We start from the raw sequence: 24,752 nt of genomic DNA, 5'->3' as shown, positions 1-24,752 counted from the left end.
CGCTCAGCCCAAGGCGCGGTGGCGAAGGAATTCGATGGCGTCCGGGTACTCCTCGAGCGCCTTGGCCGCCGCGGCCTCCTCGGCGTCGCACAGGCGCTGGTAGCCGGACTCGTCCGCGTCGGCGGCGTGGGTGCGCAGGGTCTGCAGGGCCTCCACGGCATCGCGGTGATCGCCGAGGACGCCCTGCAGGCGCTTGGCTCGTTTGCCGAGTTCCGCGGCGGGCTCGCCCAACACGGCGACGGCGGCCTCGGCCGAATACCGCAGGCGCTTGGCGGCTTTGCGAATATCGTGCAGGTGCTCGACGCGCTCTTCCGCGCTGAGGCTGGGTTCCATGCGGACCAGGCGGCGCAGCTCGCGGAAGTCGTGACGCAGGACCTCGGCGAAGACCTTCTGGGCCGGTTGATCGGCCTGCGCCGCGCGCAAGGGGGCGTTGCTGATCAGTCCGTGTAGTCGATCCACCAGGGTGCGGTAGCGGCGGCTGTCGAAGGCGTCCACCACCGCCCGGTGCGCACCGGCGTAGAACCGGCGCTCGTCGGCCACCAGTCGCTCACCGAAATCCCTTCGGGGAGCGGACTTCTCGCCGAGCGGCACGGTCTCCTCGTCGAACGGCACCCCGGTGTCGCCCAGCAGCGAGGCGAAGCGCTCGGCCCGCACCTCGGCATCGCGCGCCACCCCGAGCAATCCTGCCAGCCACCGCAATTCGTCGGTGATCTCACCGACCGGCTTGCGGCGCAGCACCCGGCGATAGGACTTGAGCACGCTGCGCAAGCGTCGGGTGGCCACCCGCATCTTGTGCACCGAATCCGGAAGGTCCTCGCGCACATCGGGTTCGGCCGTACACAGCCGGTCCACATCGGCGGCTACTGCGTCGACCAATGCGGGACCGGCTGTCGTCTTCATCTACATCCTGTACTTATCCGTGGCCTCCACCAGATGGTGGGTGATGCCGGGTTCGAGGGCGGCGTGACCGGCGTCGGGCACCAGGTGCAATTCCGAACCGGGCCAAGCCTTGTGCAGATCCCAGGCGCTGGTGGCCGGGCACACCACGTCGTAGCGGCCCTGCACGATCACCCCGGGGATGTGGGCGATGCGATCGATATCGCGCAACAGCTGCCCCTCGTCGAGGAAGCCGTGGTTCACGAAATAGTGGTTCTCGATGCGGGCGAAGGCCAGCGCGAAGCGCGGGTCGGCGGTTTCGGCGACCCGATCCGGTTGGGGCAGCAGGGAACTCGTGGCGCCCTCCCAGGTAGACCACGCGACGGCCGCGTCGGTGGCGAGTGCGGCATCGGGGGAGTGCAGCAGGCGGTGGTAGACCTCGACCAGATCTTGTCCGCGTTCGGCTTCCGGCACCGGCGCCAGGAACTTCTCCCACTCATGGGGGTACACGTACCCCGCGGAGCCATTGTAGTACCAATCGATTTCCTTGCGCCGCAACAGGAATATCCCGCGCAAGACCAGTTCGGTGACCCGGTCCGGGTGGGTTTGCGCATAGCTCAGGGCCAGCGTCGAACCCCAGGAACCGCCGAACACGAGCCAGCGCTCGACGCCCAAATGCGTTCGCAGCCTTTCGATATCGGCGACCAGATGCCAGGTGGTGTTGTGCTCGAGGCTGGCCCCGTCGGCGATGTGCGGGGTGGATTTGCCGCAGCCGCGCTGATCGAACAGCACGATGCGGTACGCCTCGGGGTCGAAGAACTGCCGGTGATACGGGGAGGTGCCGCCGCCCGGGCCGCCGTGCAGGAAGACCGCGGGCTTGCCGTCCGGGTTCCCGCTCACCTCGTAGTAGAGCCGCTGGCCGTCACCGACATCCAGCATGCCCTGCTCGTAGGGCTCGATCGGCGCGTAGAGGGTGCGCATCAGCCCGCCACCAGCCCCGCGGACAGGTTCGGGATCTCGATCGCCTTGAGCGCCTCGTCGCGCACGTCCGAACAGCTCTGGGTGGTGACCCGATCCACCACGCCGCGCTCGTTCGGCAGGAACAGCCCGTTCTGCGCGGCCCACTGCACGACGGTCGCGTTCAGCGAGATCTTGTCCATGGTCGGGGTCTGCACCCGCCAGTCCGACAGCTGCGGCCGCAGCATGTCGCACAGCTGCTTGGCCTGATCGGCGGTCACGTTCAGCTGCGAGCCAGTGGCCGAGGTGCTCGGCGCACCCGTGGTGGTCGGTGCGCCCGTCGAGGTGAGCGGCGAGCCGGACCCCTGCGGCTGGGACGATCCGGTCGAGGAGTTGTCCCCGCACGCCGCCACCAACGCCACGGCACCCACCGCCGCGACCAGCACCGGCATCCGCCGAATCCAGCGACTCATTCCACGATCCATGAACTTCCCTTTGGTCGATCCAGCTCGTTGGACTCCGAGTCTGCCACCAAAACATGCGGGCGGACTGAGAAGACCGTCGGCGACAGTGAGCCAATAGCCGACGGCTATTGCACGATCCGCTCGTCATTCCGGCGCGATTTGGCCGGAACCACCGCCGCAGTGGACCCTGGCCGAACGCCCGCCGGGACGACGAGTTGCTGATGAGAAAGGTCGTGCCGCGCGCGGGGTTGTATGGGGCGTGGACGCGGCGGAGCGAGGGCGCGGGACGCCCGGTGCGCCGCGGCCAGAGACGCGAACGCCCCCACGGTGTTCCGTGGGGGCGTCGTCATAGGGCGTCGGGTCGGATCAGTAGCTGTGTTCCGGGCCCGGGAACACGCCGCGTCGCACCTCGTCGGCGTAAGTGGCTGCGGCGGTGCGCAATTGGCCGCCCACATCGGCGAACTGCTTGACGAACTTGGCGGTCTTGCCGCCGGTGTAGCCGACCATGTCCTGCCAGACCAGCACCTGGGCATCGCATTCCGCTCCGGCGCCGATGCCGACGGTCGGAATGGTCAGCTTGCGGGTGACCTGACCGGCCAGCTCGGCGGGGACCATCTCCATGACCACGGAGAAGGCACCGGCCTCCTGGACCGCGATGGCGTCGGCGATGAGCTGCTCGGCCCCGTCGCCGCGACCCTGGACACGGAAGCCGCCCAGGGTATTGACGCTCTGCGGGGTGAAGCCGATGTGCGCCATCACCGGGATGCCCGCGGCGGTCAGCTTGTGAATGGTGTCGGCCACCCGCTCACCACCCTCGAGCTTGACCGCGTGCGCGCCGCCCTCCTTCATGAAGCGCACGGCCGTAGCGAGCGCCTGCTCCGGCGAGGACTCGTAGGTGCCGAACGGCAGATCGGCCACCACCAGCGCGTGCGGCGCACCGCGCACCACGCCGCGCACCAACGGAATCAGCTCGTCCACGGTGATCGACACCGTGGTGTCGTAGCCGTACACCACATTGGCGGCCGAATCGCCCACCAGGAGAACCGGAATCCCGGCCTCCTCGAAGATCCGGGCGGTCGAATAGTCGTACGCGGTGAGCATCGACCACCGCTCCCCGGCCTGCTTCATCTGTGCCAGATGCTGCACTCGCGTCTTCCGCTTGGAAGTTTTCGGTGCCGCGGACCCGTACACAGGGGTTTCCGCATCGGATACGGACATCATCGTCCCTTTCGTCTGTTCCTCGAGGCCGCAATGGGTCCCCGGGTTGTTATGACGCCCCTCAGTCTGCCATTCGCCCCGCTCACCCACGGGATGCAATTCCTCACACCCCGGCTTCACGGACCGCGCCTACCGCCGCACAGGGAGCCGAAGATCAGGCCGGTTCGTGGCTCGCTTGTTCCAGGACCGAGTGGGCCTTGTCGGCGCCGTCACCGCGAGGCCACAACACGGCGATGATCGAGATACCGAGTGCGCCATAGCGGCCCACGCAGTCTCGGTACGCCTCGATCGAGGCGAGCGGGTTCTCGCTGCCGTACCCGAGGACGGCAAGACGCGGAAGACTGGACGCTGCCCGGCCGATGTCGGCGCACGCGCGATCGAGCAGCCCGACCTGGCGTTCGATTTCCTTTTCGGCCGTTCCGGCGTAGACGGCGTCGTTCTGGCTGATGTCCTGAGTGATCCACAGATCGGCGAAGCGCGCCGCCAATGCCATCCCGCGCGGCCCGGTGCCCGCGATCGCGAGGCGAGGCCGACGAGGCTTGCCGCCGCCGATGTCGAGATCGGCGGCGGCGGTGAAGTAAGCGCCGGAGTCGGTGACACGTTCGCCGATCAGCAGTCGGTCGGTCACCGTCACGAATTCTTCGAACCTGGCCGCGCGCTCTTTCCCGGACAACGGCGGACCGCCCAACGCGTTCGCATCACCGGCCGCGCCTCCGGCGCCGAGACCGAGGGTGAACCGATGCTCGGATATCTCGTCCAGGGTGAGCGCGGCCTTCGCGGTCGTCACCGGATGACGGAAATTCGGGCCGGTCACCATGGTGCCCATCCCGATCCGACGGGTGCTCGCGGCGACCGCCGCGAGGGTGGCGTACGCCTCGTGCCAGGGCCGGGTCCGCTGCCAGAACAGGTGGTCGTAGATCCAGCCGCACCCCAGGCCGAGCCGCTCGGCGGCCTGCCACTCCGCGCGCATGTCCGGCCACCGCGAATCCGGCCACATGACGACATCCAGCTGCACGCTCACGGTCCCTTCGCAGTCGGGCCTGGTGACTACCTAGATGATCATGAACTCTGGGATTTCACAGCCAACTTAGCCCACCGGGCCCTTGGCCAGTTGGACCTGGGCGGACTCGGCTTGGCCGTAGCCGTCGGTCCATTTCAGGGTGACGGTGTCGCCCGGGTGGTGCTGGTCCATGGTGTTGGTGAGGTCGGTGGCGGAGGTGATGGTGTGGTTGTCGAGGCCGGTGATGACGTCGCGGGCCTGGAGGCCGAGGGAGTCGGCGGGGCCGCCCTGGACCACGCCGCGGATCTGCGCGCCGCCGCCGGTGGAGGTCACCGAGACGCCGATGAAGGCGGTGTCGCCGATGTGGACGCGGTCGGAGGACTGGCCGGACTGGATCTGCTTGGCCACGGCCAGGGCCTTGTTGATCGGGATGGCGAAGCCCTCCCCGCCGCTGATGCTGAAGCGGAAGCCCTTGGAGGCGGCGGTGTCCATGCCGATCACCTGTCCGGCCGAATTGACCAGCGGCCCACCGGAATCGCCGGGCTCGATATTCGCGGCCACCTGGATCAGGCCGGTCAGCTGCTCCGAGCTGCCCGTGGAGTCGTCGCTGGCGGTGATCGCCCGGTTCAGGGCGGTCACCTTGCCGCCCGCCGCGGTGGGCGTGCCGCGTCCACCCGCATTGCCGACGCCGACCACGGCATCGCCGACCGCCACCCTGTCCGAATCACCGAGCGGCGCGGTCGTCAGACCGGAGGCTCCGGACAGCTTGATGACGGCCATGTCCTCGCTGCGATCGAAGCCCAGCACGGTCGCGTCGTAGGTCCGGCCATTGCCCAGATCGGTGACCGAGATCTTGGTCGCGCCCTCCACCACATGGTTGTTGGTGAGGACGACGCCGTCGGAGGTGAGCACGATGCCGGTGCCCGCGCCCTCGCCGTTCTGCAGCCCGAGCTCGGTGTTCACATCCACGATGCCGGGCACCACGGCCTGCGCGGCGCTGTCGAGATCGGCTGGGGGAGTGCTGAAGTCGATGGGCTGGCTCTGCGTCACCTGTCCCGGCGTCTGCGCCACCGGATTGCCCGGCACCAGCGTGTTCGGCCCGCAGGCCACCAGACCCAGGGTGGCGGTCAATGCCACCACGGCGGCGGCCGCGGCGCGAATGGTGCGTGAGCGCACGCTGCCGTTGGCGCGGGTGTGAGATTGCACGTTCATGACGTCCCTCTGAGTCGATCCCCCACGGTCTCTCCCATTAAGCATGCGGTTTCTGAGAGCCGCCTGGGTACTTACTTTGTGTACACCCACGTACCGGGTGGAGTCCGCTCCGAACCTCTAGCGTCGCTGTTCCGTGCCCACTTCGACTCCGGAGCGGGCGTGCGTGACGATGCGCACACGCGTCGCCGCCGCGATGTAAACGGAGAGATATATGGGCGCCGGAAGGGGTGCGAGGGTGTTTTCGGTGGGATGGCACGATCGTGTCATGCGTATGCGAACCGGCCGGGTCGTGCTTCTTGCCACGACATTGGCGATGACCGCGGCTGCGTGCACCAGTGTGGTGGACGGCAACCCGACCTCGAGTGCTCCGGTGGGAATGGAGTCCTTCTACAACCAGACCCTGCAGTGGGGCAGCTGCGCGGACTACATCCAGAGCGATGACGACCAGCTGCCCAAGGGCGTCGAGTGCACCCGCGTCACCGTGCCGGTGGACTACGCGAATCCCAATGGCGCGACGGCGAAGATCGCCATCTCGCGAATCAAGGCCTCCGGTAACAAGATCGGATCGCTGCTGTTCAACCCGGGTGGCCCGGGCGTGACCGGCCTGAGCATGGTCGGCCAGGGCGACGGCACCCAACTGGCCGAGCGCTTCGACCGGATCGGCTTCGACCCGCGCGGCGTCGGCGCGTCCCAGCCCGCCATCCAATGCATGACCGCCGCCGAGGACGACGCCCAGCGCGCCGAGCCGAACAAAGACAACTCGCCCGCGGGCATCGCCGCGGCCGAGGCCGAGAACAAGGACTTCGCCAACAAGTGCGTCGAGCGCACCGGCAAGGAGTTCCTCGCCCACGTCGGCACCCGCGAGGTCGTGCAGGACATGGATGTCATCCGGGCGGCGCTGGGTGACTCGAAACTGACCTACCTCGGCTACTCCTACGGCACCCGCCTCGGCTACGCCTACGCCGAGAAGTTCCCCGACCACGTGCGCGCGCTCGTGCTTGACGGCGCGCTCAAGCCGGACCAGGATCCGCTCAAGGAATCCCTCGCGCAGGCGGCCAGCTTCCAGAAGGCGTTCGACAACTACGCCGCGAACTGCGCCGAGAAGGAGAAGACCAACTGCCCGCTCGGCGACGATCCGACGCAGGCGGTCAAGAAGTTCCGCGCCCTGGTCGATCCGCTGTGGGACAAGCCGGTGCCCACCCAGGACCCGCGCGGACTGCACTACGGCGACGCCATCACCGGCGTCCAACAGACCCTCTACTCGGTGCGGCTGTGGCCCGCCCTCACCAAGGGCCTGCGCGAACTGGCCCAGGGCAGCGGTGACACCCTGCTCGCGCTGGCCGACATGTACGACGGCCGCCACGACGACGGCTCCTACGACAACAGCTCCGACGCCTTCAACGCCATTCGCTGCGTGGACGATCCGCCGATCACCGACCGCGCCGTCGCGGCCAAGCAGGACGCCGACTACCGCCGCGTCGCCCCCTTCCTCGACGACGGCCACTCCAGCAACGCCGCGCCCCTGGAACTGTGCGCCTTCTGGCCGGTCCCGAACACCAGCTCCCCCCACGTCCTTTCGATCAAGGGCCTCCCCAAAACCGTGGTCATCTCCACCACCGACGACCCGGCCACCCCCTACCAGGCCGGTGTCGACCTGGCCCAACAACTGGGCGCCAGCCTGATCACCTTCAAGGGCACCCAGCACACGGTGTCCCTGCAGGGCAAGGCCTGCGTAGACGACCCGGTCATCGCCTACCTCATCGACCTGAAGGAGCCCGCCCAGGGCCTCACCTGCTGACGAATCGCCCGGGCCGATTGGGATTTCGGGGCCCGGGGTCCCGGGTCTCCTGGGAGGTTCGGGGACCCGAGCCCCCGAGCCCTCGAGGGGGTTTGAGGGGCGCAGCCCCTGAGATCTCGAGGGGGTTCGGGGGCGAAGCCCCTGAGAGCTCCGAGAGTTGGATTCCTCATGTAACACGGATTTAACTCCCGGCCCCTACAGTCGCGGTCATGGACCGTCAGAAGGAATTCGTCCTCCGCACGCTCGAAGAGCGGGATATTCGATTCGTGCGGCTCTGGTTCACCGATGTCCTGGGCTATCTCAAGTCCGTCGCGATCGCGCCCGCCGAGCTGGAGGGCGCGTTCGAGGAGGGCATCGGATTCGACGGTTCGGCCATCGAGGGGTTTGCCCGGGTCTCCGAGGCGGACATGGTGGCCAAGCCGGATCCGTCCACCTTCCAGGTGCTGCCGTGGTCCACGTCGAAGGGTCATCAGCACTCCGCACGCATGTTCTGCGACATCGCCATGCCGGACGGTTCGCCGTCCTGGGCCGATCCGCGCCACGTGCTGCGGCGGCAGCTGAACAAGGCCGGTGACCTCGGCTTCAGCTGCTACGTGCACCCGGAGATCGAGTTCTTCCTGTTGAAGCCGGGCCCGCACGACGGCTCGACCCCGGTCCCGGCCGACAATGGCGGCTTCTTCGATCAGGCCGTGCACGACGAGGCCCCGAACTTCCGCCGCCACGCCATCGACTCGCTGGAATCCATGGGCATCTCCGTGGAATTCAGCCACCACGAGGGCGCGCCGGGCCAGCAGGAGATCGACCTGCGCTACGCGGACGCGCTGTCCATGGCCGACAACGTCATGACCTTCCGCTACCTGATCAAGGAAGTGGCCATCGACGAGGGCGTGCGGGCGTCGTTCATGCCCAAGCCGTTCGCCGACCACCCGGGTTCGGCCATGCACACCCACATGTCGCTGTTCGAGGGCGAGCAGAACGCCTTCGCCGACCCGGACGACCCGATCAACCTGTCGGAGACCGCGCGGGCGTTCATCGCGGGCATTCTCGAGCACGCGCACGAGATCTCCGCGGTCACCAACCAGTGGGTGAACTCCTACAAGCGTCTGGTGCACGGCGGCGAGGCCCCCACGGCCGCCTCCTGGGGTCGCTCGAATCGCTCTGCGCTGGTGCGCGTTCCGATGTACACGCCGAACAAGTCGGCCTCGCGCCGCGTGGAGATCCGTAGCCCCGACAGTGCCTGCAACCCGTACCTGGCCTTCGCGGTGCTCCTCGCCGCGGGCCTGCAGGGCATCGAGAAGGGCTACACGCTGCCCCCGGAGGCCGAGGACGACGTGTGGTCGCTGACCGCCGCCGAGCGTCGCGCCATGGGCTTCCGCGAGCTGCCCGCTTCGCTCGACGAGGCGCTCAAGGCCATGGAGAAGTCCGAACTGGTCGCCGAAACCCTCGGCGAGCACGTCTTCGACTTCTTCCTGCGCAACAAGCGCCGCGAATGGGCGGGCTACCGCAACCAGGTGACGCCCTACGAGCTCAAGGAATACCTGGGGCTGTAATCGCTTGCACCCGAACGGGCCACGCTCGCTGCGGCGCGCGTGGCCCGTTCGCGTTGCGGCGGATTCGGGCTGCTCACTCCACCGTGCGGTAGCGCTCCAGCAGGCGGACGTGCCGGGGTTCGAGCTCCTCGACCGAGCCGACCCCGAGCAGTTTCATGGTGCGCACGAGCTGGGTCCGCAGAATCTCGATGGCCCGGTCCACCCCGGCCTCGCCACCCGCCATCAGCCCGTAGAGGTAGGCGCGGCCGATGAGGGTGAAACGCGCGCCCAGGGCCAGCGCGGCGGCGATGTCGGCACCGTGCGTGATGCCGGTGTCGAGGTGGATCTCCAGGTCGTCGCCGACCTCCCGGACCACCCGGGGCAGCAGGTGCAGGGGCACCGGGGCCCGATCCAGTTGGCGGCCACCGTGATTGGACAGCACGATGCCGTCCACGCCCAGCCCGGCCAGCCGTTTGGCGTCGTCCACCGTCTGCACGCCCTTGACCAGCACGCGGCCGGGCCACTGCGCCCGTACCCAGGCCAGATCGTCGAAATCGAGGGTGGGGTCGAACATGGCGTCCAGCAGTTCGGCGACGGTGCCGGACCAGCGGTCCAGGGAGGCGAAGGCGAGCGGTTCGGTGGTCAGGAAATCCCACCACCACCAAGGCTTTCGGAGCGCGTCGAGGGCGCCGGTGACCGTGATCGAGGGCGGGACGGTCATGCCGTTGCGCAGATCGCGCAGCCGATTGCCCGACACCGGCACGTCGACGGTGACGACCAGGGTGTCGAATCCGGCCTTGGCGGCCCGCTCGACCAGGGCGATGGACCGGTCCCGGTCCTTCCACATGTAGAGCTGGAACCAGTTGCGCGCACCGGAACTCGTTGCGGCCGCGACGTCCTCGATGGCGGTGGTGCCCATGGTGGACAGGGTGAACGGGATTCCGGCCCGCTGCGCGGCGCGCGCGCCCGCGATCTCGCCTTCGGTGTGCATCATGCGGGTGAAGCCGGTGGGCGCGATGCCGAAGGGTAGCGCCGCCCGCTCGCCGAGGACGGTGACGCCCGTATCGGTGTCGGCCACATTGCGCAGGATCTCCGGTCGAAACTCGATGTCGCGGAAGGCTTGCCGGGCCCGGGCGAGGGAGAGTTCGGCGTCGGCGGCACCGTCGGTGTAGTCGAAGGCGACCCTGGGTGTGCGCTTGCGGGCGAGTTCGCGCAGGTCCCAGATGGTCTGCGCGCGTTCGAGTTTGCGGGCCCGGCCGCCGAACGGACGCTCGAACTTCAGCAAGGGCGCCAGGTCCCGGACCTTCGGTATGCGGCGTTCGGTCATCTGTCGATACCTTCTGTCACTCGATAGCTGCTGTCACCGTTCGATGCTTTCCGCGACCGGGGCCGGGCGCAAGCGCAGCGAGTGCATGCCGCCATCGACCTCCAACATCGTTCCGGCGGTGGAGGATGCGCGCGGACTCGCCAGATAGAGCACCGCGGCCGCCACCTCCTCGGCGGTCACCAGGCGGCCGTGGGGTTGGCGGGCGCGCAGGGCGGCCAATTCGGCGGCCGGATCGTCGGCGGCGGCCAGCAGCCGCTGGACCCAGGGTGTGTCGACGGTACCGGGGTTGACGCAGTTGACGCGGATGCCCTCGACGAGATGGTCGGCGGCCATGGCGCGGGTGAGGGCCAGGATCGCACCCTTGCTGGCGCTGTAGGCGACACGATCGGGCAGGCCGGTGGTGGCGGCGATGGAACAGGTGTGCACGATGGCGGCGGCGGGGGAGCGGCGCAGGTGCGGCAGGGCGGCGCGCGAAACCCGCACCGCGCCCAGCACATTCACCTCGAGGACGTGCCGCCACTCGGCGTCGGTGGTGTCCTCGACGGTGCCCTGCGCCCCGATGCCCGCATTGTTGACCACGATATCGAGGCGACCGAAGGCGGCCACGGCGGCGGCGATCGCCGCGCGCACCGAATCATCGTCGGCCACATCGCAATTCAGGGCGAGGCCGTCGGGTACGGCGGGACCCGGGTTCAGGTCGAGCACCGCGACGCGCGCGCCCGCCGCGCGAAAGGCGGCGGTCACCGCCGCCCCGATGCCCGAGCCGCCTCCGGTCACGACCGCGGCCAGTCCGTCGAGCTCCGGGTGATCCATGGCAACCTCACGCTATTGCTCCGATGTTTGACTCCTCGACGCTAGCAGCGCGGGCCTCAGGGTCGCTCGAATATTGCTTATATTGGCCGTGATTCGAGTTCTTCCGAACCCATTGCGCATCTAGACATCGGATGTATAGTCGTGATCCAGATCACTGGCAGATGGGAAACCGCATGGTACGAATCACGGCGTTGGACACCCACGATGTCCGGTTCCCCACCTCGACGCAACTGGATGGCTCGGACGCGATGAATCCGGACCCGGACTATTCGGCCGCCTACGCGATCCTGCGCACCGACGATCCGAACGGCCCGGACGGGCACGGATTCGTGTTCACCATCGGCCGCGGCAACGACGTGCAGCGGGTCGCGATCGAGGCGCTCGCGCACCTGGTGGTGGGCCGCCGGGTCGACGAGATCATCGGCGACCTGGGCGGATTCGCGCGCGCTCTCACCGGTGATTCCCAATTGCGCTGGCTGGGACCGGAAAAGGGCGTGATGCACATGGCGATCGGCGCGGTCGTCAACGCCGCCTGGGACCTGGCCGCCAAGTACGCCCGGAAACCGGTGTGGCAGTTGATCTCCGAGATGTCCCCGGAGAAGATCGTCGATCTGATCGACTTCCGCTACCTCACCGACGCGCTCGCACCGGCCGAGGCGCTGGACCTCCTGCGCCGCGCCGAGCCCGGCCGGGCCGAGCGCATGGCCCATCTGCTGGCCGCCGGATACCCGGCCTACACCACCTCGGCGGGCTGGCTCGGCTACTCCGACGACAAGCTGGCCCGGCTGGCCCGCGCGGCCGTGGCGGACGGGTTTCGCACCATCAAGATCAAGGTGGGTCGCGATGTGGACGAGGACCTGCGCCGGGTGAAGATCGCCCGCGACGCGGTAGGTCCGGGCATCGGTCTGGCCGTGGACGCCAACCAGCGCTGGGGCGTCGACGAAGCGGCGGAATGGATTTCGCGGCTCGCGCCCGCCGACCTGGCCTGGGTGGAGGAGCCCACCAGCCCCGACGACATTCTGGGCCACGCGGAGATCCGCCGCCGCGTCGCCGGGACGCCCATCTCCACCGGCGAACACGGGCAGAACCGCATCCTGTTCAAGCAGCTGCTCCAGGCGGGCGCCGTGGACATCCTGCAGATCGACGCCACCCGGGTCGGCGGGGTCAACGAGAATCTGGCGATCCTGTTGCTGGCGGCCAAGTTCGGTGTCCCGGTGGTTCCGCACGCGGGCGGGGTGGGGCTGTGCGAACTCGTGCAGCACCTCGCGATGCTCGACTACGTGGCCATCTCCGGCACCATGTCCGGGCGCGCGATCGAATTCGTGGACCACCTGCACGAGCACTTCCTCGACCCGGTGCGGGTGGCCGACGGTCGCTATCTCGCCCCGCGCGCACCGGGTTTCAGCGCCGAGATGCGGCCCGAGACGCTGCGCGACTACCTCTATCCCACCGGCGCGGCCTGGCGGGCCGCGGTCGAATTCGCACCCACAGCACAGGTTTCGGCGAAGGAGCTCGAAAACTCATGAACACCAAGATCCTCGGCGTGGCCTTGGCCGCCGCCCTCGTGCTGGCCGTCGCGGCGGCCTGTTCCCGCGAATCGACCGGCGGCGGCTCCGGCGCGCCCGCCGCGGTGAATGTCGGCAACGGCGCGGCCGACGGGGTGCTGGTCGGAGCCGACCAGCCCCGCTCCGACACCGACTTCTGGAGCGCCTATGCCGGATACCTCGGGCCCAAGGCCGCGAGCGCCGGGGTGAAGCTGGAGAACACCAGCTCCGACAATGACGCCAATCGGCTCAAATCGAATGTGGACACACTGCTGGCCAAGAACGTGAAGGCGCTCATCATGGCGCCGCAGGACACCGCCGCGGTGAAACCGGCGCTGAGCGCGGCGGCCGCCAAGAACGTGCCGGTGGTCAGCGTGGACACCCGGCCCGACGCGGGTGGTGCCTACATGGTGGTGCGCGCGGACAATCGCGCCTACGGCACCAACGCCTGTATCTATCTCGGCGAAACCCTGCACGGCGCGGGCAAAGTGGCGGAGTTCCAAGGCGATCTGAGCTCGATCAATGGCCGCGACCGCTCTCAGGCCTTCGCCGACTGCATGCGCACGCGCTACCCCGGCATCAAGGTGATCGAGATCCCCACCGACTGGAAGGGCGATCGGGCGGTCTCGGGTCTGCAGGACAAGCTGCTCACCGATCCGGATATCAACGGCATCTACATGCAGGCGGGCGGCGCGTTCCTGCAACCCACCCTGGCCCTGCTCAAGCGCACGAACAAACTGGTGAAAGCCGGTCAGCCGGGCCACATCACGATCGTGTCCAACGATGGCATCAAGGCCGAACTGGACGCCATCGACAACGGTGATATCGACGCCACCGTCTCCCAGCCCGCGGATCTCTACGCGCAGTACGCGGTCTATTACGCCAAGGCGGCGACCGACGGGAAGAAGTTCGCGCCGGGGCCCACCGACCACGGCTCGGTCATCGTCGACACCGGCGTCAACGGCCAACTCGAGGACCAGCTGCCCGCGCCGGTGGTGACCAAGACCGGCGGCAAGGTCGGGGACATGGTCACCGTCGCGAGCACCGATCCCGGGCTGTGGGGCCGGGGGCACTGAGGCCTCGACGGCGGAGCAGTGACACCTGATGGCGGAGCAGTGACACCGATGGCGGAAGCAATGGGAACGATGACGGAAACGACGGTGTCCGAAGCGGATTCGGCGGCGGTGGCCGAGGCGATCGGGGTCTCCAAACGGTTCGGTCGCACCGTCGCCCTGGACCGGGTCGGCTTGCGGGTGACGGCGGGCCGGACCCACGCACTGGTCGGCCGCAATGGCGCGGGCAAGTCGACGCTGGTGTCGATCCTGACCGGAATCGCACCCGCCGATGAGGGGCAGGTGCGCTTCGGCGGCAGGCCCGCGCCACCACCCGGCGACCGCGATGCCTGGCGGGCCCGGGTGGCGTGCGTCTACCAGCACTCGACCATCATTCCGGACCTGACGGTGGCGGAGAACCTGTTCATCAACCGGCAGGGCTTCGGCGGCCGAATCGTGCACTGGCGCACCGTGCGTGCCCGCGCGCGGGAGCTGCTGGACACCTGGTCGGTGCCGATCGCGGAGGACACACCCGCTCGCGACCTGTCGGTGGAGCACCGGCAGCTGGTGGAGATCGCGCGCTCGCTGTCCTACGGGGCGCGGTTCATCATTCTGGACGAGCCGACCGCGCAATTGGACGGTCCGGCCATCCGCAGGCTCTTCGAGCGCATGCGGGATCTGCAGCACCAGGGCGTGACGTTCCTGTTCATCTCGCATCACCTGGACGAAACCTACGAAATCTGTTCCGACGTCACGGTTTTCCGGGACGCGCGGCACATTGTCACCGCGCCGGTGGCCGAGCTCGGCAAGCGGGAATTGATCGCCGCCATGACCGGCGAATCGGCGGAGCTGGATCGGGCGGTCCCGCGCTCGCCCGCGGATACGGCCGCACCGCTGGTGCTGGCAGTCGAAAAGCTCACCCGGCCCGGCGAATTCGCCGATGTCAGCTTCGAGGTGCGGCCGGGGGAGATGGTCGGCCTAGCGGGCGGCGGTTCCAGCGGGCGCGTCGAGGTCGCGGAGACCATCGTCGGATTGCGTCCCGCCACCGCCGGTTCCGTGCGCTCCGGCGGGCGCACGCTGCGTCGTGGCGGAGTTCCGGCCGCCCTGGCCGCGGGCATCGGCTTCGTGCCCCGCGACCGCCACGACGAGGGCCTGGTCCTGTCGATGAGCGTGGCCGACAACGCCACCCTCACCGTGCCGCGCCGCCTGGGCCGCCTCGGTCTGCTGTCCCGGCGCACCCGAGACACGCTGGTACGCACCGCGATAGCCGATCTCGACATCAAAGCCGACAGCCCCGGACAGGGCATCGCCGAACTCTCCGGCGGCAACCAGCAGAAGGTGGTCTTCGCCCGCGCCCTCGCCACCACCCCGAAGGTGCTGGTCCTCATCACCCCCACCGCCGGAGTGGACGTGCGCTCCAAACAAACACTGCGTGCGGTCGTCCGAGCCGCCGCCGACCGCGGCACCGCCATCCTCGTGGTGTCCGACGAGCTCGACGACCTACGTGACTGCGACCGCGTGCTGGTCATGGTGCAGGGCACCGTGACCGGCGAATTCGGAAAAGGCTGGAGCGACAGGGAACTCGTCGCAGCCATGGAGGGATTGATGTGAGCGCGAGCAGACCTGAATCAATGACCGACACCCCGGCCCCCGCCGTCAATACCCCGCCTGCCCAGACCACCGCCGGGTCGACCATGAGGACGCGAAGGGTGGTGCGGTGGAGTGCGTTTCGCGATTTGTTGCTGGTGCCGCCGATTCTGTTGGTGCTGGTGGTCGGGTATTTCATCAACCACAGCTTCGTGTCGCACGACAACCTGGTGAATGTGCTGACCACCATGAGTGGGATCTCGCTGCTGGTGCTGGCCGAGGTGTTGGTGTTGGTGGTGGGGCGGATGGATCTGTCGCTGGAGTCGACCTTTGGGCTCGCGCCGGGCGTGGCTATTTGGGTGACCATGGGCACTTCCAAAGTTGGTGCGTTCACGTGGGCTTCGCCGTGGATGACCATTCCGCTCGCGCTGCTCACGGGACTGGCGGTGGGTGTGGTCAACGGGCTGCTCATCGTGCGGTTCGGGCTCAATGGATTCATCGTGACGCTGGCCATGTTGATCGCGCTGCGCGGGCTGCTCACCTTCCTCACGGGCGGGTTTACGCTCACCAAGATTCCGGATTCGGTGGAGTGGCTGGGCAATACGCGGGTGGCCGGGGTGCCGGTGAACATCGTCGTGTGCCTGTTGCTGTTCGCGATCGGGTATCTGGTGCTGAATTACACGACCGCTGGCCGGGCGCTGTACGCCGTGGGCGGTAACGAGGCGGCGGCGCGGGCGGCGGGCATCCGCACCGACCGTGTCGTCATCGCGGTGCTGGTGATCGCGAGCGGGCTGGCCGCGATCGGCGGGCTGATCTACACCGGGCAGTTCGCCAGCGTCCAGGTCAGCCAGGGCGACGGCATGATCTTCAATGTCTTCGCCGCCTGCGTGATCGGCGGGGTGTCGCTCAATGGCGGGCGCGGATCGGTGCTGGGCGCGTTCTTCGGCATCACCATTCTCACCCTCATCCAGAAGCTGCTGTCCTACGGCGGGGTCAGCGCGGACTCGCTGAAGTTCATCAATGGCGCGCTCATCCTGGTGGCGCTCGTCATCACCCGGATCGCCGGTGGGCGCCGACAGGAGTGATATGCGAATCGCCTTGCACACCAGGCTGAAACCCGGCAGCGAAGCCGAGTACGAGGCCGCGCACCGGGCGGTGCCCGCGGAACTCGTGGCCGCCATCCGCGCGGCCGGTGCCACCGAGTGGACGATCTGGCGCAGCGGGACGGACCTGTTCCACGTCATCGACTGCGAGAGCTACGACAAACTGCTCGGCGAGCTCGCCGGACTGCCGGTGAACATCGAGTGGCAGCGACACATGGCGACGTTTCTCGCTGTGCCGCACGACTATTCGGACGGTGACGCCGGACTTCCGGTGGTCTGGGAGCTCGCGCATGAGCCGGGCGATGCGTAGCCGGTTCGCCGCCCGGTCCGCGACCATCACGATTCCCGGTCTGCCCGGCATCGTGCTCGGCGGGGCGGGATACGCGGGATTGTTCCGGCCGGTGCCGACGGCCGCCGCGCGCGCGGCGCTGAACACCGCCTGGCAGACGGGAATTCGCGCGTTCGATACCGCGCCGCACTACGGGGCGGGGTTGGGGGAGGAGCGGCTGCGGCCGTTCCTCCGCGGCCGGGAGCGGTCCGACTACTGGGTGTGCACCAAGGTCGGTCGGCTGCTGAGTGAGGATCCACGAGCCGTGGACGGCACGGACGGGTTCTACGGGGCTCCGAAACGGTCACGGCGACGGGACTATTCGGCCTGCGGCGTGCGGGCGTCGCTGACGGATTCACTGCTGCGGCTGGGCCTCGACCACGTGGACATGCTGCTCGTGCACGACCCCGAGGACCATCTGGAACAGGCGCTGAAATCGGCCGTGCCGGAAATGATCCGGATGCGTGAGCAGGGACTGACCGCCGGAATCGGCGTGGGTGTCAATACGGTCGACACCGCGCTGCGCTTCGTGCGCGAGGCCCCGATCGACTGTGTGCTCATCGCCGGTCGCTACACCCTGCTCGACCGGCGCGCCGAGGCCGAACTGCTGCCCGAATGCGCGCGCCGCGGCATCGCGGTGCTGGTCGGCGGCGTCCTCAACAGCGGAATTCTCGCGGATCCCCTGCGCCACACCACCTTCGACTACCGCGACGCCGACGAACCGGTCCTCGCCCGCGCCCGGGCCATGGCCCGGCTCTGCGCCGAGCACGGCGTTCCGCTGCGGGCCGCCGCCCTGCAGTTCCCCCGCCGCCACCCCGCGGTCACCGCCACCGTCCTGGGCGCGGGCACCGCCGCCGAGATCACCGACAGCATCACGATGCTGAATACGCCCGTGCCCGAACAACTCTGGCGCGACCTGGGATGCGCGTGACCGCAGGCCGGGATGCGCCCGGCAGCGCCTACCCGCGCCCAACCGGCCGTGTCCACTCGCGCCCAACCGGTAGGGTCGGTCGGAGCCGAATCGGCTGTGTCCGCCCGAGCTCGATCGGTAAGTTCGGTCAGCGTTCAACCGGCCGCGCGCGCAAGCCATTCCATGACCCCCGCCACGTGGGCGAGGGCGCGGGCGTGCGCGAGATCCGGATCGTGGGCGGCGATGGCATCGCAGATGGCGCGGTGTTCGGCGACGGTGCGCTCGAACGCGCCCTCCTCGGTGATGCCGCGCCAGATGCGGGCGCGGGTGGTGGGCATGGACAGCGAATCCAGCAGGGAGGCAAGGACCTTGTTGCCGGAGGCGGTGGCGATGGCCGCGTGGAAGCTCAGGTCCAGCGCCAGCAGATCGGTGACCGAGGAACTGGGCGGCGGCTCGGCCAGCGCCCGCAGATGCTCGATCTCGGCCTCGGACATGCGCTGTGCGGCCAGGGCCGTCGCGGCGGGTTCCAGGATGCGGCGCACCCCGAGGATGTCGAGCACCGAATCGTCCTGATGGAATTCCAGCAGGAAGCTCATGGCGTCCAGCAGCGAATTCGGTTCCAGGCTGGCCACATACGTGCCGTCGCCCTGGCGCACGTCCAGGATGCGCACCAGCGACAGCGCGCGCACCGCCTCCCGCAGCGAATTGCGCGAGACCCCCAGTTCGGCGGCGAGATCGGCCTCCCGGGGCAGCCGCGAACCCGGCCGCAGATCGCCCGAGACGATCATGGCCTTGATTCGCGCTATCGCATCGTCGGTGACCGACAAGACCGATTCCCCACTCTCCAGGATGAGACTGTATGCCTCCGATGACTGTAGACGCTCACGTTCATATTTGGGACATCGAAGGCGGGAAGTTCGACGTCGACTACGACTGGCTCGATGAAACATCGGATGTCTTGTATCGGACCTACACCCTCGACGATCTGAAGCCGCAGCTGTCGGAGTTCGACGTCGGTGCGCTCGTGCTGGTGCAGGCCGCCGACTCGCTCGCCGAGACCCGCACCCTGCTCGATGCCGCCGAGCGCGCGCCACTGCCGACCGTCGTCGTCGGCTGGCTGCCGCTGGTCGATCCGGCCCGCACCGCCGTGGAACTGGCCCGGCCGCCGCATCCGGCACTGGTCGGCGTCCGGCACCTGATCCATCGCGACCCCGACCCGACATGGCTGCTGCGCCCATCGGTTTCGGAAAGCCTGGCGCTGCTTGCCGCCGCCGGGTTGAGCTTCGACGCGGTCGCCGAACGGCCCGATCTGGTGGCGCAGGTGCCGGTGATCGCGGCGGCCCACCCGACGCTCACCATCGTCCTCGACCATTTGGGCAAGCCGCCGATCGCCGAGCGGGGCTGGCAGCCGTGGGCCGATCGGCTGGCGGAGGCCGCGGCCTATCCGAATGTGGTGGCCAAACTCTCCGGCCTGGCCACCGTCTCCGCGCCGGGGTTCAGCGCCGCGGACTGGCAGCCCTACGTGGATCACGCGCTATCGGTGTTCGGGCCGGAGCGCGTCCTCACCGGCGGCGACTGGCCGTTCACGCTCACCGCCGCGTCCTATCGCACGGTGTGGCGGACCACGCTCGACACCCTGACCGCACTGTCTCCCGCCGAACGCGCCGCGGTGCTGTCGGACAATGCCCGCCGGATCTACCGGCTGCCCTGATCGACCCGAGAGAATCCGAGGACCCGAATGAAACTGCAGCGCGTGGGCGAGCCCGGCCGGGAGCGGCCGATCCTTCTCGACGCGGACGGCCAGGCCCACGACCTGACGCCGCTGACCCACGATATCGACGGCGACTTCCTCGCCGCCGACGGAATCGCCAGGGCCGCAACCGCGCTCGCGGACGGACGGCTGCCCCGCATCGATGTGACGGGCCGCCGGATCGGCGCACCGATCGCGCGGCCGGGGGCGGTGTGGTGCATCGGCATGAACTACGCCGCGCACGCCGCCGAATCCGGGTCCGCGCCACCCGAGCAGCCCGTGGTGTTCTTCAAGACGCCGAACACGGTCGTGGGTCCCTACGACGACGTCCGCATCCCGCGCGGGTCGGATCGCACCGACTGGGAAGTGGAACTCGCGGTGGTGATCGGCGCTCGCGCCCGGTACCTCGACTCACCGGAGGACGCCTGGCGCTGCGTCGCGGGCTACACCATTTCCAACGATGTCTCCGAGCGCCGCTTCCAACTCGAGGAGTCCGGCGGGCAGTGGTCCAAGGGCAAGTGCTGCGAGACCTTCAACCCGCTCGGCCCGACCCTGGTCCCGGCCTCCGAACTCGATGCCAAGGATTTGCGGCTGCGGTCCTTCGTCAATGGCGAGCCACGGCAGGACTCCAGCACCGTCGATCTGATCTTCGACGTCGGGTATCTGATCTGGCATCTGTCCCAGTTCGCGGTCCTCGAACCCGGTGACCTGCTCAATACCGGCACCCCGGAGGGTGTCGCCCTGTCCGGCCGCTTCCCCTACCTGCGGCCCGGCGATGTGGTCGAGCTCGAGATCGAGGGGATCGGCCGGATGCGGCAGCGGATAGCGGCGTCGGACGGGTGAGCGCCGCGGACGGTGGCGGGCGAATCGGCGGGATCGCGCAGGAATCGGTGTGGTGGCGGGCAGGCAACGATGTCTTGTTTGGGAGGGTTGGGCGGCATGTCGGGTCGACGTGACATGTAATTTGGGGGCATGGTTCGGCCACCGACTGCGCGTTCCGCTGTGCCGGGTGTTGGGCGGCTCGGGTTGCTCGAGCCCTCGGCTGCCGCCTCTCTGCGAGAGTTGGCCTGGGACAATGTGGACAGCGTTCCGCTGCTCTGGGCGCTGTCGCGTTCGCCCGACGCCGATTTGGCGTTGCTCACGCTCATCCGTTTGCGTGAGCAGCTCGGGAGCGACTGGGCCGCTTTGGATTCGGAATTGCGGCGCAATACCTCGCTGCGTGGGCGGCTGTTCGCGCTGATCGGGTCGTCGAGCGCGTTCGCCGATCATCTGGTGGCCGATCCGCTGGCCTGGCAGTTGTTGAAGCGGCCCAGGCTGCCCGGGCGCGACGAGTTGCTCGCGAGTCTGCTCGAGGTGGTGAAGGCCGAACCGGAGATCGGGCCGCACGGCGGGCCCATGCTGTTCCGCGCGCAGGTGGCGGGGCCGGAGGCGATCGCCCTGCTGCGCAAGCGGTATCGCGATCAGCTCATGCTGCTGGCCGCCATCGACCTGGCCGCCACCGTCGAGAACGAGCCGGTGCTGCCGTATCAGGAGGTGGGGCAGCATCTCACCGATCTGGCCGATGCGGCGTTGACCGCGGCGCTGTCGGTGGCGGTGGCGCGAGTGTGCGTCGATCGCGAGGTGCCGGTCCGGCTGGCCGTCATCGCCATGGGCAAATGCGGTGCGCGGGAACTCAATTACGTCTCCGACGTGGATGTCATCTTCGTCGCCGAACCGGCCGACACCACCGCCACCCGGCTGGCCGCCGAGATGATGAGCGTGGGCAGCGCGGCCTTCTTCGAGATCGACGCGGCGCTGCGGCCGGAGGGCAAGGCGGGTGCGCTGGTGCGCACCCTGGACTCGCATATCGCCTACTACAAGCGGTGGGCGCGCACCTGGGAATTCCAGGCGCTGCTCAAGATGCGGCCCGCCACCGGCGATCTGGAACTGGGTAGGCAGTACCGTGACGCGCTCATGCCCATGGTGTGGGCGGCCTCCGAGCGACCGGACTTCGTGGCCGATGTGCAGGCCATGCGGCGGCGGGTGGAGGATCTGGTGCCCGCGGACCTGCGCGAACGCGAGCTGAAGCTGGGGCACGGCAGTCTGCGCGATGTCGAATTCGCCGTCCAGCTGCTGCAATTGGTGCACGGCAAGGCCGATGAGTCGCTGCATGTGCAGGGGACCGTCGAGGCATTGACCGCGCTGGCGGCGGGTGGGTACGTGGGTCGCGACGACGCCGCGAATCTCACCGCCTCCTACGAGTTCCTGCGACTGCTCGAACACCGTTTGCAGCTGCAGAAACTCAAGCGCACTCACACTCTGCCCGCCCCCGAGGACGAGGAGGGCATGCGGTGGCTGGCGCGGGCCGCGCACATGCGGCCCGATGGGCGGCAGGACGCGGTCGGGGTGTTGACCAGCGAGATCAAGCGCAATGCCGTGCGGGTGCGGCGCTTGCACGCCAAGCTGTTCTATCGGCCGCTGCTGGAATCGGTGGCGCGCATCGACGCCGACAATCTGCGGCTGTCCCCGCAGGCGGCGGTGCGGCAGCTGGCCGCGCTCGGCTACGGTGCGCCGGAGAACGCGCTCGGACACCTGAAGGCGCTCACCGGGGAGGTCGGGCGCAAGGGGCGGATTCAGGCGCTGCTGCTGCCGACGCTGCTCGAATGGCTCGGCGAGACACCGAATCCCGATGCCGGACTGCTCGCGTATCGGCGGGTCTCGGAGGGGCTCGACAATGAGATCTGGTTCCTGCGCGAACTGCGTGACGAGGGGGCCATCGCGCAGCGGCTGATGATCGTGCTCGGGTCCTCGGCGTATCTGCCGGATCTGCTGATCAACGCGCCCGAGACCATTCGCATGTACGCCGACGGGCCGGATGGCCCGCTGCTGCTGGCCACCCAGCCGTCCGATGTGGCGCGTGGAATCCTTTCCGGGGCTGGACGTTACGACGATCCCCGGCGGGCCGTCGCCACCGCCCGCTCGCTGCGCCGTCACGAGCTGGCCCGCGTGGCCTCGGCCGATGTGCTCGGCATGCTCGATGTGCCGCAGGTGTGCGAGGCGCTGTCCTCGGTGTGGATCGCGACGCTGGAAGCCGCGCTGCAGGCCGTGATTCGCGCCAGCGAGGCCGAACTCGGCAGGCCCGCGCCCGCCGACTTCGCGGTCATCGGGATGGGTCGACTCGGCGGCATGGAGCTCGGCTACGGCTCCGACGCCGATGTGCTGTTCGTCTGCGATCCGCGTCCCGGCGCGGACGAGACGGTCGCGGTGAAATGGGCCATCGGCATTGCCGAACAGGTGCAGCGGCTGCTCGGCGCGCCCAGCACCGACCCGCCGCTGCAGGTCGACGCCGGGCTGCGTCCCGAGGGGCGCAATGGGGCACTGGTCCGCACGCTCGCCGCGTACTCGGCCTACTACGAGCAGTGGGCGCAGCCGTGGGAGGTACAGGCCCTGCTGCGCGCCCACCAGGTGGCGGGCGACCGCGAGCTGGGAATCCGCTTCCTGCGCACCATCGATCCCATCCGCTACCCCGAGGGCGGCATGTCCCCCGAGGGTGTCCGCGAGATCCGCCGCATCAAGGCCCGCGTCGACTCCGAACGCCTCCCGCGCGGCGCGAACCCGGCCACCCACACCAAACTCGGTCGCGGCGGCCTCGCCGACATCGAATGGACCGTCCAACTCCTGCAACTCCTGCACGCCCATGAGGTGCCCGAACTCCACAACACCTCCACCCTGGAATCCCTGGACGCCATCGAACGAGCCGAACTCATCGACTCCGCCGACGCCGCCCTCCTCCGCGACGCCTGGCTCACCGCCACCAAGGCCCGCAACGCCCTGGTCCTCGTCCGCGGCAAACCCGCCGACCAACTCCCCGGCCCCGGCACCCTCCTCTCCGCCATAGCCCGCGTAGCAGGCTGGCCCACCGACGACGGCAGCGAATTCCTCGACCACTACATGCGCGTCACCCGCCGCGCGAAAACGGTGGTGGAGCGCGTCTTCGGCGGCGAATGACAGATCGCCTTCACGCGAGATCGTCCTCGGAGAACGCGAGATCGTTTCGGGCGGCCAGGATTTCGGCTCCAATGGTTTGCGGGACGTAAGGGAGGGGATCGCCGAGCAGTTCGTCTTGGCGGTCCCGAATGAGCCAGTCCGGGGTGCGGTGAGTTGATTCGTCATCCCGGTTGGCTCGACCGCCCGGGGCGACCATGCCGGGCAGCATTCCCGTGCTGGGTGTCGGCGGGATCGGGGAGCCGGGAATCCGTGATTGGGAGGGGTTTTCGGGGCTCGCCGGTCCCGGGTAGCTGCGGCCAGGATCGGGTGCCGTCGGAAAGGCGCGTGGCCGGTTCGGGTTGCCGGTGGGTGTCGGTGCCCCACTCGGGAGGGTGGGGGCCAGTGGATCGCCACCGGGGTCGACCGTGGCTGGCTTGGTGACGATATCGGCGTCGGGTTCGGCGGAGGGGGTGAGCCTGCCAGTGTCTGCGGTGGAGGCACTGTTCGGGAGGGTCTGCGAGCTCCGCGGATTCGCGGAATCGGGTGTGAATCCGACGGATTGCGTCTCCACACCACGGGGATCGCTCCGATCGGCTTCATGATCGGGTGTGGCCGAGCCGATCCGGGAACTGCCGCCCATGAATGCGGTCGGAGCGGAATCCCCTGTACCGCTGTCACTCCGGCCGAGGCCTTCCCCGTCCGCCACCCCATCACCCGGCGTCATCACAGTGAAGAAGGCCGGAATCCCCGCTCCAGCAGGCGGGTATATCGGCGTGTAATTGGCATCCAGCGCGGCGACGGCAATGAGCCGTTGCTCCTCCCGAGCATTCGGCGACCCGTGGATCATGGGTGGCGGCACGGTCTTTCGGACAGCCTCGGCCCCGTAGGCGGCCGCGGTCATACGTCGTCCGGTGCTATGGATGATCTCAGCGGTGTCGGTGGCGTCGGCCACGAACCGACGCGCGGCGACCTCGGCCGCATCCGCGATGTGCCCCGCCATCCCATCCGCCAGCGCCCCCTGCACCGCAGCATGTAACACGGTCAACGCGCCAAACATCCCATCCGCGATACTCACCCAAGTCGCCGCAGCCCGATGCATCTCCCCGGGATCCATTGCCTGGGCATGCCGATAAATCCGCTCATGCGAAAACCCCTCGAACCGCTCGACCTCCCGAATGTAATCCGGGTCGACGCCCCGCACGGTCATGCGTGTCTGCTGATGGTCAGCATCCGCTTGATTCAAACGAGCCCTGCGGCGCAAGGCTTCCGGTTCCATTCCGACCTCCTGTCGACCACCCTTCGACCGCTTGGACGCGGC

21 protein-coding genes are annotated in these 24,752 nt (G+C 68.6%); 11 read left to right on the top strand and 10 right to left on the bottom strand.

Annotation, left to right across the window (positions count from 1 at the left end):
* Positions 1 to 3: 3 nt before the first annotated feature.
* The 6 genes from VMT40_RS14895 to VMT40_RS14870 form a co-directional block, all read right to left on the bottom strand.
* A complete protein-coding gene (locus VMT40_RS14895; RefSeq protein ID WP_326358702.1) occupies positions 4 to 900 on the bottom strand; it encodes a CHAD domain-containing protein in 897 nt (298 codons plus the stop codon).
* The gene (gene pip, locus VMT40_RS14890) at positions 901 to 1,857 is read right to left on the bottom strand and encodes a prolyl aminopeptidase (protein ID WP_326358701.1); all 957 of its coding nucleotides are present in this window, start codon (positions 1,855 to 1,857) and stop codon (positions 901 to 903) included. It lies immediately after the preceding gene.
* Positions 1,857 to 2,306 (bottom strand): hypothetical protein, encoded by a 450-nt coding sequence (locus VMT40_RS14885; RefSeq protein WP_326358700.1) that lies wholly within the window; start codon positions 2,304 to 2,306, stop codon positions 1,857 to 1,859. Before VMT40_RS14885 ends, pip begins: the two co-directional genes overlap by 1 nt.
* Before the next feature lie 357 nt (positions 2,307 to 2,663).
* Positions 2,664 to 3,515 (bottom strand): 3-methyl-2-oxobutanoate hydroxymethyltransferase, encoded by an 852-nt coding sequence (panB, locus tag VMT40_RS14880; protein ID WP_326358699.1) that lies wholly within the window; start codon positions 3,513 to 3,515, stop codon positions 2,664 to 2,666.
* Positions 3,516 to 3,669: 154 nt separating this feature from the next.
* Positions 3,670 to 4,536 carry an LLM class flavin-dependent oxidoreductase gene (locus VMT40_RS14875; RefSeq protein WP_326358698.1) on the bottom strand — a complete coding sequence of 289 codons (867 nt, stop codon included), beginning with the start codon at positions 4,534 to 4,536 and terminating at the stop codon, positions 3,670 to 3,672.
* 66 nt (positions 4,537 to 4,602) lie between these two features.
* Complete coding sequence (locus tag VMT40_RS14870) at positions 4,603 to 5,727, bottom strand: S1C family serine protease (RefSeq protein ID WP_326358697.1); 1,125 nt, start codon at positions 5,725 to 5,727, stop codon at positions 4,603 to 4,605.
* 265 nt (positions 5,728 to 5,992) lie between these two features.
* Here VMT40_RS14870 and VMT40_RS14865 point away from each other — a divergent pair, with 265 nt between their 5' ends.
* Both VMT40_RS14865 and VMT40_RS14860 read left to right on the top strand, forming a co-directional pair.
* Positions 5,993 to 7,525 carry an alpha/beta hydrolase gene (locus VMT40_RS14865; protein WP_442789984.1) on the top strand — a complete coding sequence of 511 codons (1,533 nt, stop codon included), beginning with the start codon at positions 5,993 to 5,995 and terminating at the stop codon, positions 7,523 to 7,525.
* 209 nt (positions 7,526 to 7,734) lie between these two features.
* Complete coding sequence (locus VMT40_RS14860) at positions 7,735 to 9,075, top strand: glutamine synthetase family protein (protein ID WP_326307321.1); 1,341 nt, start codon at positions 7,735 to 7,737, stop codon at positions 9,073 to 9,075.
* Positions 9,076 to 9,148: 73 nt separating this feature from the next.
* Here the strand turns inward: VMT40_RS14860 and VMT40_RS14855 are convergent, their stop codons facing one another.
* Positions 9,149 to 10,381, bottom strand: a complete 1,233-nt coding sequence (locus VMT40_RS14855) for an alpha-hydroxy acid oxidase (RefSeq protein WP_326358695.1) — start codon at positions 10,379 to 10,381, stop codon at positions 9,149 to 9,151.
* A gap of 33 nt (positions 10,382 to 10,414) precedes the next feature.
* The gene (locus VMT40_RS14850) at positions 10,415 to 11,194 is read right to left on the bottom strand and encodes an SDR family NAD(P)-dependent oxidoreductase (protein WP_326358694.1); all 780 of its coding nucleotides are present in this window, start codon (positions 11,192 to 11,194) and stop codon (positions 10,415 to 10,417) included.
* Positions 11,195 to 11,367: 173 nt separating this feature from the next.
* Between VMT40_RS14850 and VMT40_RS14845 the strand changes: the two genes are divergently transcribed.
* The 6 genes from VMT40_RS14845 (at position 11,368) to VMT40_RS14820 (ending at position 17,739) form a co-directional block, all read left to right on the top strand.
* On the top strand, positions 11,368 to 12,720 hold the full coding sequence (locus VMT40_RS14845) for an enolase C-terminal domain-like protein (RefSeq protein ID WP_326358693.1): 1,353 nt from the start codon (positions 11,368 to 11,370) through the stop codon (positions 12,718 to 12,720).
* Positions 12,717 to 13,814 carry a sugar ABC transporter substrate-binding protein gene (locus VMT40_RS14840; protein ID WP_326358691.1) on the top strand — a complete coding sequence of 366 codons (1,098 nt, stop codon included), beginning with the start codon at positions 12,717 to 12,719 and terminating at the stop codon, positions 13,812 to 13,814. Before VMT40_RS14845 ends, VMT40_RS14840 begins: the two co-directional genes overlap by 4 nt.
* Positions 13,815 to 13,883: 69 nt before the next feature.
* Entirely contained in the window at positions 13,884 to 15,401 is a 1,518-nt protein-coding gene (locus VMT40_RS14835; protein WP_326358689.1) for a sugar ABC transporter ATP-binding protein, read from the top strand.
* Between the two features lie 20 nt (positions 15,402 to 15,421).
* Positions 15,422 to 16,462, top strand: coding sequence for an ABC transporter permease (locus tag VMT40_RS14830; protein ID WP_326358688.1), 1,041 nt, complete (start codon positions 15,422 to 15,424; stop codon positions 16,460 to 16,462).
* Position 16,463: 1 nt separating this feature from the next.
* Complete coding sequence (locus VMT40_RS14825; protein ID WP_326358686.1) at positions 16,464 to 16,790, top strand: L-rhamnose mutarotase; 327 nt, start codon at positions 16,464 to 16,466, stop codon at positions 16,788 to 16,790.
* A complete protein-coding gene (locus VMT40_RS14820; RefSeq protein WP_326358685.1) occupies positions 16,771 to 17,739 on the top strand; it encodes an aldo/keto reductase in 969 nt (322 codons plus the stop codon). Before VMT40_RS14825 ends, VMT40_RS14820 begins: the two co-directional genes overlap by 20 nt.
* Before the next feature lie 134 nt (positions 17,740 to 17,873).
* Here the strand turns inward: VMT40_RS14820 and VMT40_RS14815 are convergent, their stop codons facing one another.
* Positions 17,874 to 18,545, bottom strand: coding sequence for a FadR/GntR family transcriptional regulator (locus VMT40_RS14815; protein ID WP_326358684.1), 672 nt, complete (start codon positions 18,543 to 18,545; stop codon positions 17,874 to 17,876).
* Positions 18,546 to 18,586: 41 nt separating this feature from the next.
* Between VMT40_RS14815 and VMT40_RS14810 the strand changes: the two genes are divergently transcribed.
* From VMT40_RS14810 to VMT40_RS14800, 3 genes are all read left to right on the top strand, one after another.
* Positions 18,587 to 19,429, top strand: a complete 843-nt coding sequence (locus VMT40_RS14810; RefSeq protein ID WP_326358683.1) for an amidohydrolase family protein — start codon at positions 18,587 to 18,589, stop codon at positions 19,427 to 19,429.
* A gap of 27 nt (positions 19,430 to 19,456) precedes the next feature.
* Positions 19,457 to 20,311: a fumarylacetoacetate hydrolase family protein gene (locus tag VMT40_RS14805; RefSeq protein ID WP_326358682.1), complete on the top strand. Its 855-nt coding sequence runs from the start codon at positions 19,457 to 19,459 to the stop codon at positions 20,309 to 20,311.
* 129 nt (positions 20,312 to 20,440) lie between these two features.
* Positions 20,441 to 23,455 (top strand): bifunctional [glutamine synthetase] adenylyltransferase/[glutamine synthetase]-adenylyl-L-tyrosine phosphorylase, encoded by a 3,015-nt coding sequence (locus VMT40_RS14800; protein ID WP_326358680.1) that lies wholly within the window; start codon positions 20,441 to 20,443, stop codon positions 23,453 to 23,455.
* Positions 23,456 to 23,465: 10 nt separating this feature from the next.
* Here the strand turns inward: VMT40_RS14800 and VMT40_RS14795 are convergent, their stop codons facing one another.
* On the bottom strand, positions 23,466 to 24,479 hold the full coding sequence (locus VMT40_RS14795) for a hypothetical protein (protein ID WP_326358679.1): 1,014 nt from the start codon (positions 24,477 to 24,479) through the stop codon (positions 23,466 to 23,468).
* Between the last annotated feature and the right edge of the window lie 273 nt (positions 24,480 to 24,752).

The sequence above is a fragment of the Nocardia sp. CDC160 genome, from assembly GCF_035818795.1.
Classification (GTDB): domain Bacteria; phylum Actinomycetota; class Actinomycetes; order Mycobacteriales; family Mycobacteriaceae; genus Nocardia.
The sequence above is the reverse complement of the archived record's forward strand: the minus strand, read 5'-3'. Positions and strand labels throughout refer to the sequence as shown.